General features: G+C 38.4%; 10 protein-coding genes. 3 read left to right on the forward strand and 7 right to left on the reverse strand.

Annotated elements, in window-relative coordinates; translation table 11 throughout:
* Positions 1-90 precede the first annotated feature (90 nt).
* The 7 genes from H344_RS20850 to H344_RS0118865 form a co-directional block, all read right to left on the reverse strand.
* Positions 91-1,209, reverse strand: coding sequence for a sialidase family protein (locus H344_RS20850; protein WP_084148854.1), 1,119 nt, complete (start codon positions 1,207-1,209; stop codon positions 91-93).
* Between the two features lie 15 nt (positions 1,210-1,224).
* Positions 1,225-2,532 carry an MFS transporter gene (locus H344_RS20855; RefSeq protein ID WP_051254407.1) on the reverse strand — a complete coding sequence of 436 codons (1,308 nt, stop codon included), beginning with the start codon at positions 2,530-2,532 and terminating at the stop codon, positions 1,225-1,227.
* 35 nt (positions 2,533-2,567) lie between these two features.
* A complete protein-coding gene (locus H344_RS0118845) occupies positions 2,568-3,440 on the reverse strand; it encodes a bile acid:sodium symporter family protein (protein WP_026811684.1) in 873 nt (290 codons plus the stop codon).
* 253 nt (positions 3,441-3,693) lie between these two features.
* Positions 3,694-4,725, reverse strand: a complete 1,032-nt coding sequence (locus tag H344_RS20860) for a polysaccharide deacetylase family protein (protein ID WP_034257019.1) — start codon at positions 4,723-4,725, stop codon at positions 3,694-3,696.
* Positions 4,726-4,743: 18 nt separating this feature from the next.
* Positions 4,744-5,664, reverse strand: coding sequence for an alpha/beta hydrolase (locus H344_RS0118855; protein ID WP_026811685.1), 921 nt, complete (start codon positions 5,662-5,664; stop codon positions 4,744-4,746).
* Positions 5,651-7,033, reverse strand: coding sequence for a PhoPQ-activated pathogenicity-related family protein (locus H344_RS0118860; RefSeq protein ID WP_026811686.1), 1,383 nt, complete (start codon positions 7,031-7,033; stop codon positions 5,651-5,653). The genes H344_RS0118855 and H344_RS0118860 overlap by 14 nt, the downstream gene beginning before the upstream one ends.
* An 11-nt stretch (positions 7,034-7,044) precedes the next feature.
* Positions 7,045-8,346, reverse strand: coding sequence for a hypothetical protein (locus H344_RS0118865; protein ID WP_026811687.1), 1,302 nt, complete (start codon positions 8,344-8,346; stop codon positions 7,045-7,047).
* A 308-nt stretch (positions 8,347-8,654) separates the two neighbouring features.
* Here H344_RS0118865 and H344_RS22315 point away from each other — a divergent pair, with 308 nt between their 5' ends.
* From H344_RS22315 to H344_RS0118880, 3 genes are all read left to right on the forward strand, one after another.
* Positions 8,655-9,605 (forward strand): PKD domain-containing protein, encoded by a 951-nt coding sequence (locus tag H344_RS22315; RefSeq protein WP_084148855.1) that lies wholly within the window; start codon positions 8,655-8,657, stop codon positions 9,603-9,605.
* Positions 9,606-9,666: 61 nt separating this feature from the next.
* Complete coding sequence (locus tag H344_RS0118875; protein WP_026811689.1) at positions 9,667-13,068, forward strand: SusC/RagA family TonB-linked outer membrane protein; 3,402 nt, start codon at positions 9,667-9,669, stop codon at positions 13,066-13,068.
* A 17-nt stretch (positions 13,069-13,085) separates the two neighbouring features.
* Positions 13,086-14,741, forward strand: a complete 1,656-nt coding sequence (locus H344_RS0118880) for a SusD/RagB family nutrient-binding outer membrane lipoprotein (protein WP_026811690.1) — start codon at positions 13,086-13,088, stop codon at positions 14,739-14,741.
* The last annotated feature ends 127 nt before the right edge of the window (positions 14,742-14,868 follow it).

The following is a 14,868-nucleotide window of genomic DNA, read 5'->3' on the forward strand; positions in this document are numbered from 1 at the left end:
CCTTTATAAAGTTCAGTATACTTTGCCCTGTAAATTGTTCCATAATGCTTAGTTTTATTGGTGACAAGATACAGCATTTAAGTGACTAACTCAATTTATGTATTTTACCGTTTTCCTATTCCAAGTATATACAATATGAACCATTCCATCATCGGCAAGAAGCATAGTAGGGTAGGAGTACTCTTCCCCTTCTTTATCCGTGTTTTCGCGAAGTGGTTCTAAATCTAGTGCCCTATTCCATTTTTTGCCATCCGTAGATAATGCCAAACTTAAAGGTACTCGGTCGCCCCAGTTTTTCCCTGTAGGGTTATATATCAATAATTGTCGGCCATCTTTTAAGCTTACTCCATCAATGCCCGAGTTTGGATTGGGGAGTTCCGTAGCGGTCATTTTGTTCCAGGTCTTGCCATAGTCATTAGACCAGTTTTGGGAGATTACCTCGTTTTCGGTGCGACTCAATAACTGTAGTTTTCCATTCCCATAATTTAATACTACCGGCTGTATGGCGCCAAACTCTTTTCCATCATTTAGAGATTCTGTACGGTGCCATGTTTTACCCGAGTCCGAACTATGTTCTAAATGTATCTGCCATCCGTCCTCATCACTTTCTGTACTAGAAGGAGATATTATCTCTCCATTAGCCATTTGTATAGGCTGATTTTTAATTGGTCCCAAGACGCCATCAGGGAGCTTTGTAGGGGTAGACCATGTTTTTCCATCATCATTGGAAGTCATATAAAGACCCCACCATTCTTTGGGATCGGGACCTACTTTGTAAAATAACATTAGGGGTTGCCCTTTTGGCTTAAATAGCACAGGGTTCCAACACGGAAATCTAGAGCCATCGTCTTGTATTCCATTCGCCACCTCTACAGGGGTAGACCAAGTATCACCTGTTTTTCGGGATAACCAAATTCCAACGTCGTCATTCTTTTCTTTAGTGCCTCCAAACCAAGAAGCAACTACAGTGCCGTTACTTACTTCTACAGTAGAGGCATGGCACTCTGGTGTAAGTGCCTTATCTAAGTTGTATATAAATTCTTGTTCTATAATAGCAGGATGGTCTAAGGGAATAACTTCTGGTAATTTTTCCATTTTTCCTTTACAAGATACGAGTATCAAAGAACATAAAAAGAATAGTGATTTCATCCCAATGTACTTTTTAATTTGATGTTGAGGTTTAGCATGAATTATAGTTTGCCTTTTCATATTTTAATAAATTGGTTAGTGAATAGTGTTTTTATGGTTATTAAAGGGTTTAGGGGGAGTTTGTGCTCCAAATAGATCCTTTAGTTTAATGGTTTCATTCTTAATCAGCGGGTTGGCCCAATATCCAATACTAAATATAAAGCTTAGGGTTAAGTATAAAAAAAGCATTCCGACTCGGAGATTTATAGCATCTCCAATTGTGCCTACAATCAGAGGTATTATTGCACCGCCAATAATTCCCGTACAGAGAATACCAGATAATGCCCCATGATTGTTTTGAAAGGAATTTAATGCTAGCGAAATAATTAAGGACCACATCACAGAAGCAAAAAAACCAACCATAGGAAATGCAATTAGTGCTATTTGTGCCGATCCAAATAATGCAGCGGTAAGACTCAGGATAGTAGCTCCCGAAAAAAGTTTTAATACTAATTTGCTATTCATTAGCTTTAGTAAGATAAGACCTAAGATACAGCCTATAGTTAAAAATCCCCAAAAAAGAGAAATAGTGCTCGCTCCTTCTAATCGCGGATCCAATCCATGGTATTCATATAAAAATTGAGGTGTCCAATTTGCTATAGCCTGCTCGGTGCCAACATAAGCAAACACGGCAAAAAAATAAAGAATTACCTTTTTATTTGTTAATAGCTTTTTGTTTGTATCCCAGTTCTCTGCTTTTTCTTCATCGTTTCGTTCTGCTTTAGTAAGTTTTATAGGTGAGATCAGGATTAACATCAGTAAACAAACTATAGCAAAGATCCAGTATAAGGAGACCCAAGGAATTTCGGCAGGTACCAAATTATGGAAGAGAGTGATAATAAAATTACTATTATTTGTTCCGGAAAAGCTCTCTAAATTTAAAACCATATAGGAAAAAAGCATAGGGCTCACAAAGGAGGCTGCTCCAAAGACTAATTGTCCCAATACAGAATTGAAAGCAAAATTTTCTCCTCCTCCTGCAATCCTTAATAATGGGTTAATTGCAACTTGTAACATGGCCATGCCAGAGCCAATTAAGAACAGGGAAAGTAAAGCTATGGAAAAAGTAGGGACTAAAGAGAACAATATTGCACCTAAAAAGGCAATAAAAAAAGCACCTAAAATGGAGGCCTTTTCTCCATATCTATCTACAGCTAACCCAGATGGGATAGAAAATAATCCATAAGCGACAAAGAAAGCAAAGGGTAATAATGCTGCCATGGTAAGGCTCACCTTAAAGTCCGTAATAAGATCTGGAATTAATGGCTCTATAATATTGGTCAGAAAAGAAATCACGAAATAGATGAATAGAATAATAACTACAATCAGATGGCGTTTTTTCATAAACTGGGGTGAGGGGAGTTAAAATAGAGTTGCTTCTAGGCGCTTATTTCGTTTTTTACACCAAGTGGCTTTCTGATAAATATGATGACCGAGGCAGTTACGAACATAAGAAGGCCATAAATTGCAGGTACTATGGAATACTCAGCATTATTAAGAGCTATGGTTGCTAAAGTTATGGCCAATGTCCCATTCTGAATTCCAGTTTCTATAGATATACTTATAGCCTGTGGTCTGGATAATTTAAATAAAACAGCCAAAAGAAACCCTAGGGTCATAGTGCTTATATTAAGCAGTATTGCTGGCAGTCCAGCCTCTTGTAAGTAACTCATAAATACATCTTTAATACTAATAGTTACCCCTACAATTACTAGAACAAATATTATGGCTGAAGCAATTTTTACAGGCTTGTCCATCTTATGAGCAAAAAGTGGGTACTGTCCTTTTACCAACATCCCTAGACCTACTGGGATTAAGACGATAATAAATAATTGCTTTACCATAGTAAGGGCATCTACAGAAACTGCTAGACTTTGGTTAGCAAATTCTACTAACGCAAATTGTACAATAATTGGTATGGTAATAATGGTGAGTAAACTTGATACTGCCGTTAGAGAAACGGACAACGCCAGATCGCCCTTTGCTAAGTAAGACAACATATTGGAGGTGGGGCCTCCAGGACATGCAGCCAATAACATCACGCCAACGGCGGTGGTAGGGGACAGGTTTAAATATACGGTTATAAGATATCCAATTAAAGGTAATAAGATTATTTGGCAAGAAAGTCCCACAATCATTGCTTTTGGATAAATCAATACTCTTTTAAAATCTGAAAGGGTAAGGGATAATCCCATTCCAAACATGATAATGATAAGTGAAATAGCGAGGATAATTCCAGAGGTAGTATTCATAAATAATTATAATATCTTAATTATTAATCCTAAATCTTCAGGATGGTAGTCCATCCACGACTAACAAATAAAGCATATAGCAAGTACAATTGCTTCGTATATATTATGCTATATGCATCATATATTGACTCAGCTTAATTAGATGTTTTAGATCTAATCTAACTAACCAATACTACCTGATAATAGATTTAAGAACTTCTTGTGGCTTCTTTCTATGGAATGATTCGTAGCGTATCAATATTGCTATTTGCTACTATATTTTCATCTCCTTAAATCGTTTCATTATCTCTCTCCAATTGGTAAAGATAACATCCTCTTTTTTAAAGAATTCTATTAGCTCTGGATCTCCAAACATCTTAGCTTCCCAAACCCTTTCTTGCCATGAATTGGTTATGCCTTTTAAATTCTCTGTTTCCACGGAGGGATGGAAAATAATCTCGGTTAGTCCTGGTTCTAATCCTAAGATTAATGCTTTAAAGTTTTCTACTTTTTCTTCGTAGGATTTCGCCTTAGGCGCACTAGTGAAAAAGTCTAATTTGGGGAGGGTGTAGTCCGCAATCATGTTCACTACCGAATCATCTAACGGATATCCTTGCTCCTTAAATATAGCTAATACTTTTGGATTAGAAATATCAATAATATTGGCTGGGATGCCATATTCTTGTGCTACTTTTATATAAGCTTTTACAAAACTGGGATCGCCGTAAAGCGTTCCCATATGGGTATCTATATGATGTGGAGTATAGCCCCAAGCTATGGACTGTTCTATTTGAGCACGTATCTCTTTTTCCACTTCTTGGGCAGTGGCGTGTTGTACCACTTCGGGAACGCTTCGCCATAATTTAGCTTCAGGGTCTATTAAGCCCGGAACTTCGGTTTTATCGGTAATCGGTCCCCACCGATAGTCTTTCCATTCGCTAGTTAGGGTAAGGTGGAGGCCTATATCCATTGTTGGGTTTTCTATGGCCCAGCTAATAAATTCTTCTGCATTTGGACAAGGAATCATAACTGCTGCAGACTGAATTTGACCTGAGGTTAGTTGTGCTTTTGCCGCAATATTGGCTTCTGGACACATACCAATATCATCGGCATGGAGCATAATAACTTTTTTTCCTGCCGGCCAACCTAATTTTTCTGCCCATGTAGTGGGGATTTCTACACGTTTTTCTACGGTATCTTTTGAGGTTGTTGTAGCCTGATTATTCTTTTTCTTTTCTCCGCATCCCGTTAAGAATATAGATAGGCAAATGCCTAGGATAATTTTAGGTTTGTGTGATTTTATCATGGTTATATTTTTTGTTGATTATAAATGTTTAATAAACCAGTTTAGGCCATCTCCATAAATTTTTTCCAAAGGAGCATCCCTATGTTTGGCATTGTACCATATTATTTCTTTAGGTTGCTTTGCCTTCTTGTAAAGTAATTTGGACATCATTGGCGGGACTACTTCATCATTTTTGGCATTTAACATTAAAAAAGGGCGTGGGCTAATTTGTTTTACAAAGTTTAGCGGTTCAATAATACTGGTAAATTCCTTCGCTTTCTGGGAAAAGGCAGCCTTTCCATAAAGTAAATTTAATTGGCCTCCCGCCAATGCCACAATAGGTACTTTTACTCGCTTTTCTACTCCGCAAAATATAGTGCCTGTAATTCCACCTAAGCTAATCCCATAATAACCAATTCTTGTTGGGTCCAATTCGCTATGGGTTTCAATAAAATCTACAGCACGTCTTAAATCAAAAACAGTCTGGGATACAATCTCCCTAGTCCAATATTTATAGTCTCCTGTAAGGTTAAAATCATAAAACTTGTCTTTTCTTTCCCCATGGTTGCTCATATCTAATCGTAAGACAGCATATCCATTTTTAGTGAAGAGGGAATTACCGTATGTAACATAATCTACCTCTTTATGGTCTCCGAGACCATGCATTAGGATGATTACAGGGTAAGGCGCTTTTTCATTTTTAGGAATACTCAATAAACCGGTTACCATTTTGTTGTGTACACTAGTATACTTTAAATGATATAATTTAAAAACATCAGTTTCTTCAAGTAGGGCTAAAGTGTCTTTTAGGGGGATTACCTTATCATATTCATAGTAACTAGTTACGGCTATAGTTTGCTTAGTATTAAATATGGATAGCCACAAAAAAAGTGAGCTTAATAGCAATAGGGCGGTAAAGCTCGCTACCCAAATCCTGCTTTTTTTATTAAAGAACTTCATTGGTATCCGTTACATACATTCTAGTGCTCTTTGTGTATAGCTCTCCATTGGAATCGGTATATTCCAAATCGATATAAAAGGCCTTATATCCTTTCTCAGGGAAGGGTATATTGTAAATAATACTTTCCGGATCTGTGATGTCAATTTTTATAGGTGACCACTCCTCATCCCTAAAGTCTCGATCTTCGGAATCTGCGGACCATAAATAGGCGTTTTGTAGTTCTTTTGCCGTGGTATGTACAGTAAGGGTAGCCAATTCTGTGTTCGTGGATATATTATAGGTTAAAGGGGATAGGGGTTCCTCGTTCAATGATTTCCCCCAGAAAGCACTTAGTGCCCTAAGGGCTTGTTCTCCTCCTCCAAGGTCATGGCCAGCATTGGGGACATAATGAAGGTAGTTTTCTCCCGGAATATCATCTATGTAATTTTTAACGGCATCTACTGGCCAATATTCGTCATTAGTACCAATAAATATCAATTTAGGCATAGTAAGTTGATCCCTATATGAGTAAGGGTCTATCATTTGGGTTAGGGCATTTCCGTCTGCAGAGCGTACAGTTTGCGGAATTTCTAATTTTATATAATCGTTAATCTGCACGCTGTATTCATTCCAAGCAGTAATGTGATAATCTAAGCTTACAGGCATGTTAAGCACATCTATAACCATAGGAGCAATTGCGGTAACCCTATTATCACTAGCACCAGTAAGCCAAGTGGTCCACCCTCTTTTAGAGGCTCCGGAAACAGTGAAACGTGTAATTGGTTGTTTTAATTCTTTATCGCTAAACTCCTGTATGGCGTCCATAGCCCTTACCGCACTCTTTACCATAGGGAAAAGGAGAGGCCAAGTTAAATCTTTGTCATTTTTATAATTGTGTAGGGTATAGGATATGAGTTCATCCTCTACCATCCCATCATAGAGAGGCTGATTAGGAACTTGTTTTATAATCGCTACAATTGCTTGGTTTTTATCTGCGATATGATTAAAACTTTGTGCTCTTTTATTTTCTTTATTGGACGACCAATTGGGAGAGCCATCCTTTATGCTTCCCCCCGTAATAAATAATAAGGCGCCATCATGAGATACTATTTTTGGCACCAATACGGTTAGTTGGTGTTTCCAAGTAAATTCGCGCCATTTTTGGGAGGTAAGTAATATTTCGTAAACAGTGGATTCTCCAAGGTTATAAGTTTCCTTAATTTCCCACTCATAATGAGAGTCATTGTTGTGCAAATAACTTTTTAATGCAGTTTCGGGAGTTATAGGGTCCAAAACACGCTTATTATCTGCTAATTTGGTTGGACCTTCCTTACAGGCCGAAACTAGTACTAAGAATACTAGTGTAAAAAGTGATAGGTGTTTTTTCATTGCTATTTGTTTTAATTGGATGAGTATGTTTTAATGCTGTCTGGTATTGGACTTTTATTAATGAGTTCTAGTAATTCCGTAACTAAGATTTCACCGGTCATTTCTCCTAAACTAGTCTTGGTAATATATTCGTATCGCTTAAAGCTGTTATAATCTTCTTTGGTTAAGATATAACCAAAAGCATCATTAGTCAACCCAAACAAGAAAGAATGATCTGTAGGCATCTTTCGCTTTAGATAATAACCAATATTGGGTAGGGCTTCGCCGGGGATGGTTAGAACCTGGGCAGTACCTATATTTAAAAGTGTAATTGTGGTAGAAATTTTGTTTTTATCAGAAGTTCCGATGCTTAATGGAGAGTTGTTTAGTATAAAACGCATCATTTCAGATTCAATTGGAAAAATAACTTGTTTGCTTTGTGCAAATATTTGTGGATCGCGTTGAGGTTTTGCATCGGCTAGTAAGCGTAGGGCTTCGTCTGCTAATAAATTACCTATTCTATTACATTCTTCCCAATCGTTTGCCTCATTGCCTTTATCTAGTCTATTATCTGCCGTTACCATACCTCCTTGCGCTCCGTTCATAAAAACAGCCAATCCTTTGGTCTTAGAGGTTATGCGGTTATATAGTGGTCCTATAAGATCTGGACTTAATATTCCTTGATTGCTGCCTATCACTTCTGGATGAATGGCATAATTTATCAAGGTAACAATAGGTTTGTCTTTATTTTTTCCATTAGAGCCTAGGGCTTGTATTATTCCACATCTAGGGTCGTAGAGCTGAGGAGCATAATAGTTATAGGCAATTTTACCCTTAGCCTCTCCAACTGCAATCTTTAAATAAGCTGGCTCTAAATTTTCAATAGCTTCATTTACCGCATTTGCCGTTTGTACAACACACCAATCTAAATAAGCCATATCTGCGGCAGATTTCCCAGATTTATCAGGGAAGGCATAGGCATCTGGTGCACTATGGGTATGGGTTGCTCCAATTACAATGTTTTCTGGTGAAATACCTTTAATCATTGCCTTTGATCTGTTTCCTAGGACAGCGGGCCAACCTAGGTTATCTATGTTGACAATGGCAATGCGCTCTCCAGCTTTTTCTAAAACCATTGCCCTAACGGTAAGTTCACCTTTTTTGACATTTGCGGGTTTGGGAGTATCTACTCCGCCAGAAACAGCAATTAGTGGGTCTGGAGTAATATTGCGCATAGCTGCTCCCACCTTCAATTGTTGCGACTGTATTCCTAGGGAAAAACAGAATAAAAGAAGGCTAAATGGCAGTGTGAAAGATTGAGAGGAATCTAGCATTTCATCGAGTTATTTAACAGTACACCCCTGAAAAGTTATAATTTTCTAAACAGATGTTATGATAAGAATATTGACTTTTTTAGTAAAATTATATTTAATTAATTAAATCGAGGGGTAATTTTTAATGCATATTTAATAAAATAGCTGAATCATAATGAAAAAATTAAAATTAAGTTTGGTAAATAAATGATATCTTATAATTAGAAGTCAACATTATAAAGTGCGGAATTGTAGGGGGAAGATTACGAGCCTCTAAATAATTGTAATGGAATTTTAACCAACCAAACATTAAATCTAAAGCCAAACCTATGATGAAAAAAAATATAACAGTAATTTTTGGAGTGCTGTTTTCTGTTTTATTGTTTTTATCCTCTTGTAGCTCAGACGATTCGGATAAAGAAAGTATACAGCTTTCTGCGGATATCTTTAACAGTGTAAAGGGAAAGAAGGTAGCCTTTCAAGGATTAACAAATAGTGCAGTCTCTTGGACGTGGGATTTTGGAGACGGCAATACAAGCACTGAGAAAAATCCCGTACATACTTACGATACCGGGGGTTATTATAATGTAGCATTAAATGCTACTGGAGTAGATGGAAGTACGGTAAGTAAAGAAATTCAGCTGGCCGTAGATTTAACTCCATATATACTTCTTACTGGCGGCCCAACAGCAACTAATGGAAAGACCTGGAGATTAGCTAGTAGTCACTCAGCTTCAGATTATTTTGCCAATGCCGATGGATCCCTGTCACCCTTCGCTGGTGCTCCAAACCCATTGCCTGCAGGAATTTTAGGAGCTGGGTTAGGCCTTGGTGAGGTCTATGAAGATGAGTATACCTTTCATTTTGATGGTAAGTACGAACATGATGTTAAAGCAGACGGTGCTGCTTTTAGCGGTCTAGTTTATCAATTTGTTACTACTGGTGGGGCGGGTATTGTAAACCCTAGTGCAGATCAAAGTTTTGGATTGTGTACAGGGGCTTATACCCCAGATGATTCCGCAACATTTACCTATGTGGAGAGTGAAGACTTTACCGTCTCTTCAGTATATGGCCCAGGAATGTCCTTAACCTATGAAGGGGTTAGTACCCTTGATTTTTCGGGAACCGAGTTTTTGGGATTTATGGATTTCCAACGAAAAGTAATCGTAAAGGAAATAAATGATAATACAATGCGAATTGCAATGTTCATGGCTGCTTCCACAGATGCCATCGGTATTAATACCCATGCATTGGTGTTAACTTTTGAAGTTGTGAAATAAACCGTTAGATCAGTATATGCTGAAGTATTCAGAATAAATTAACCAACCACAAAATAATTTTATGAACAAGTACATAAATAATCTAAAACCGATAGGTGAACAATTATGTTCGTTGCTGTTGTTCTTTTGTACGGCTTTCTTAGCGGCACAGACAGTACAACATACGGTATCTGGGAGTGTTACGTCCTTAGATGACGGCATGCCTTTGCCAGGTGTAACTATACTAATAAAAGGTACCAACCAAGGGGGAGTGACCGACTTTGATGGTAATTATAATATTATCATGTCTAATTCCAATGGGACCTTGGTATTTTCATACTTAGGATTTAAAACTACCGAGGTAGCGGTAAACGGAAGGACAAATATTAATGTGCCACTTGCAACTAGTGAAGAAGCATTAGATGAGGTAGTTGTTACTGCGCTTGGTATTAGAAGGGCCGAAAAATCTCTAGGATATTCAGTAGAAAATGTTGCTGGGGAGGAACTTACCCGTGTTGCTCAGGAGAATGTACTAAACTCCCTTTCCGGGAAAGTGGCAGGGGTAACCCTAAATGCTACTGGAGGTACTGGTTCTTCTGTAAGTATGGTGATAAGAGGCGCTATTTCGTTAAGTTCGGATAACCAACCTCTCTTTGTGATAGATGGAGTGCCTATTGCTAACTCTGTTAATAATGTAGGCGGATTTGGAAGGGACAACCGAGTAGATTATGGGAATGCTATATCGGATTTAGACCCCGAAAGTATTGAAGATGTAAGTATATTAAAAGGACCTAGTGCAGCAGCGCTTTACGGTTCCCGTGCTGGTAACGGGGTGGTATTAATCACTACAAAAAAAGCAAAGGATAAGGAAAAAATGAAGGTTTCCTTTTCCTCTAGTACCGTTTTTGACGTTCCTTACAAGTATCTAAAACAACAAACAAGATTTGCATCGGGGTACTTTTCTTTCTCTCCGGAATCTCAGGGAGGAAGCAATATTATGCCCGAGATATCACTGTCTGGAGGTAATTCTGGTCCAGAGTTAGACAAAGGTTATTTTGCGGTACAATGGGACTCTCCAAGGGATGCTAACGGAGTTCGTATTCCAACAGAACTAAAGTCGTACCCCAACAATGTCAAGAATTTTTTACAAACTGGAATTACTACCTCCAATAGCCTTACCGTGACTAATAGTAGTGATGTGCTTAATTATAGATTGGGGGTAACCAATATGGAAAATAGAGGACTTGTTCCCAATTCTGATATTAATAGAAATAGTTTTTCCCTTTCGGCATCATCAAATTTAAATCAAAAACTAACTATAAGTACTAATGTAAATGTAGTGCATAGTTATTCAGATAATAGGCCTGCTTCCAATAGAGGGGCTAATCCTTTACAATGGGCGTATTACTTCCCAGCTAACATCGATTTACGAAAGTTGAGGGATTATGATCTTCCGGGTACAGAGGTGCTCAGTATCTCCGAAGATTATAACAATCCCTATTTTCTAGCATATGGGATAAATAACAGTAATTCTCGTTACCGTATATATGGTAATCTAGCCTTAGATTGGCAATTATCACCGGAATTCAACATCAGAACAAGTTATAACCTAAATAGTTATAACCAGACGCAAGAAACCAAAATGTCCCCAGGATATAATAATGAACCTAACAATGGGACTTATGGTATTGCTAAATCCGATGGTCTAGAAACTAATGTGGATATATTAGCCACCTACGCCAAGGATTATAATAATTTCGATTTCAGCATCTCTGCCGGTGGTAACTTAATGTATCAGAAAAGTGATGGAATCAGTAATTCTGCTGCTTCTAGAGTGGGGCTAATTGTTCCAGATTTGTTTACGGTTAAAAATATAGCGCCTACAGCTTTAGTGTATTCTAGTTTTTTAAGTGAAAGAGCTATCAATAGTGTGTACGGACTTGCCAATTTTGGGTATAAGGATTTGCTATATTTAGATGTTACCGCTAGGAACGATTGGTCTAGTACCCTACCTGTAGATAACCGCTCTTATTTTTACCCATCGGCTTCTCTTAGTTTTTTACTTAGTGAAGTAGTCAAGATTCCCAAGGTAAATCTGTTTAAATTAAGAGGGGGCTGGGCCCGAGTAGGAAATGATACTAGTCCATATCAGCTAGGAGCTTATTACAACAACGCTGGGCAGTGGGATAATGCTGTGCTTTATAGTGCTTCAGGTGGATTAAGTACTCCAAGTCTAGAGCCAGAGGAGGCCACTTCCAAGGAATTTGGATTAGACCTTGCCCTATTTAATAATAGGCTGCGTTTTGAAGGTACTTATTACACGGTAGAAAATAGAAATCAAATTGTTCCCAGTGTACCAATTCCAGGTTCATCAGGATATAGCAGTGTAAGTATAAATGCAGGAGTTCTAGAGAGTAAAGGCTACGAATTTTCCCTAGGACTTACTCCTGTTCAAAATGAAAATTTTAATTGGGATCTAAACTTAAACTTCACTACCAACGAATCTAAGATAAAAGCGCTTGCCGAAGGGATAGAGTATATTGAATTCTGGAGTGATAATAAAAGTGTCTCTAGGGGGTATGTCGCTAATCCTGCCACTGGAGAAGATGGCCTAGTAGGTAATCTTTATTCACCTAAGATAAAACGAGTAACCGATACTAGTTCTCCATACTTTGGATATCCCTTGCTAGGGGAAGGTGAAGACGCAGAATGGCTAGCAGAAGATGAGCGTGTAAAGGTAGGGAATTATAACCCCGACTTTATTATGGGACTGCAAAGTAGCCTATCTTATAAAAACTTCACCTTGAATCTGACTTTTGATTGGCGTTCAGGAGGGCAATATATGTCCCAGACTTCTCGGTATATGACCGAGGATGGATTTAGTCAGCAATTAATAGATAATTTAATAAATCCGGGAATTTCTTCCACGGGACAGGAATTAAAGGATTGGGTACTAGACAATGCAGATTTATTAATTCATGGGGAGAATTTTATCTCTATTGGAGGACCTCCAGGAGATGGTGGATTTCCAGAAGCCTTAGGGGGTAGCGTTGTCTATGATGGGGTCTTTAATGCTGGAGTAGTAGGGTATCATGATGAAAATGGCAAGTTTATATTGGAAAGAGAGAACCTAGGCTTAGAAGGAACAAGTTTTATCCCTTTCTCCGTTGCTAATGCATGGGATTTTGGAACCCCTCATATGTTCGATGCGGACTTCATAAAGCTGAGAGAAATATCCTTGGGGTATGACCTTCCCCGTAAATTTGTGGATAGGGCGGGACTTCACAATGTAACGCTATCGGTATATAGTAGGAACATTATGTTGTGGACCAAAGATTCGGCTTTCGGAATTGATCCAGAAAGGGCGTATCAGGCAGAATCTGGACGAGACAAACGCGGTACACAATTTAAACAAGGTATTGAGCGCTATAACGTAGATCCATGGGTGATCCCGGTAGGGTTTAAAATTGGTATCACATTTTAAATTATAAAACTATGATCATGATGTATCAGATAAGAAATAAAGTTGCTGTAATGTTAATTGGCCTTACCTTTTTGGTGTCTTGCCATGGGTTGGAAGAGTTAAATGAAAATCCAAATCAGATAAGCGCAGAAACTGTGGAGCCTAATTTATTGGTTCCAACAGTTATTACAGGTGCAGCAAAAAATACCCTGGATCTAGGGTTTGGTGACCTCGCTGGAGTAATGCAACACACCCAAAAAGACGGATGGTCTGGAGGGCATAACACCTATGACTGGGGTAATGACTCTCACAGTTGGAACGGGTTGTATAGTATTTTGACCAATAATAAAACCTTAATTCAAAAGGCAGAGAGTGAGAATTTAGAATTCCATCTTGGAGTAGGCTTGGTTATGAGAGCTTATTTATTTGGGATGATAACCGACCTCTGGGGAGATGCCCCGTATTCAGAAGCCCTTAGAGGAGATGAAGGAGCAGAATTTTTTAATGCTGCCTTTGACAATCAAAAAGATATCTACTTGGGAATTCTAGACGACTTAGCTAGGGCAAATACGCTGCTATCCAAAGATCAGAATGCTTATCTAGGTATTAAACCATCCCAAGATGTACTTTTTAAGGGTAACGCTTCTAAATGGAGAAAGTTTGCTAATTCCTTGGCTTTGAGATATTATATGAGATTGTCTGAAAAAGAGCCAGGTTTGGCAGAAGATGGTATTAAAAGGATAGCATCCAATCCAGGGCAGTTTCCTTTAATTTTAAATGCTGCAGATGATGCGGCTATGGACTATATAGGTACTACCGGAAACGACTCTTGGCCTACCAACACTAAATTCGACACCGATTCTCAAGGCGCGTATTTTAGAATTAAAATGGCAGAAACCTTGGTAGAAGTTTTAAAATCTTTGGAGGACCCCAGATTAGGGGTTTGGGCTAATAAAGTAGGAGTCCCCTTAGTATTAGACGCAGGGGCGCCAGATGGTACAGATTATATGGAAGATGGGGAAAGACACGTTTCTCAAGATATAGTAGATGCCTATGAAGAAGTTGTGGGAGAACCTGTAAATTTCGCTAAGGATTATATAGGGTTACCAACTGCTATCACCTTGGGACCTGCTTACAACTTAAAAAAGGAGTTTAAGCAAGGCTCATATAATCCACATGTTTCACAGTTGAATGATATCTATAAAGAAGCTAGCGGGCCTCTTTTAAAAGCACGGTTACTTTCTGCTGCTGAAGTTCATTTTGTATTGGCAGAAGCAGCACTTAAGGGTTGGGTGTCTGGTGGTCCAGAACCCCATTATAACGAGGGGGTTAAACAGTCATTAGAAACTTGGGGAGTAGGCGGTAGTTTTAATGGCTATATAGCAGGGGCACCCTATGGAGGTTTGGAAGATATTATGCAACAAAAATGGATTGCTAACTGGACGTCAGCCGCAGAAGCCTGGTTCGATTATAGAAGAACTGGTTTGCCAAATTTACAGACTGGAGAGGCTTCTAAACGAGATGCACTACCCCTGAGGTTTTATTATCATATAAATGAAATAGATACCAATGCTGATAATGCCGATGCTGCTATAAGTAGGTTAGAGGCCACTCAGTTTAAAGGAGAAGATACTAGTAATAACAGTGCCTGGTCCAAAATGTGGGTCCTACAAGGTACAGGTAAACCCTATTAATATTTTTTCAAAAACAAAAGAGGAAATTTAAAAGTAGGTTTTGATGTTCGTTTAGCGCAAAAGGAAACTTGTAAAGGCTAAATGTCTGTGAGGATACCATTTTGCTCGGCATGATAATCAGGCTGTT

It is taken from the genome of Arenibacter latericius DSM 15913, assembly GCF_000424985.1.
Taxonomy (GTDB): domain Bacteria; phylum Bacteroidota; class Bacteroidia; order Flavobacteriales; family Flavobacteriaceae; genus Arenibacter; species Arenibacter latericius.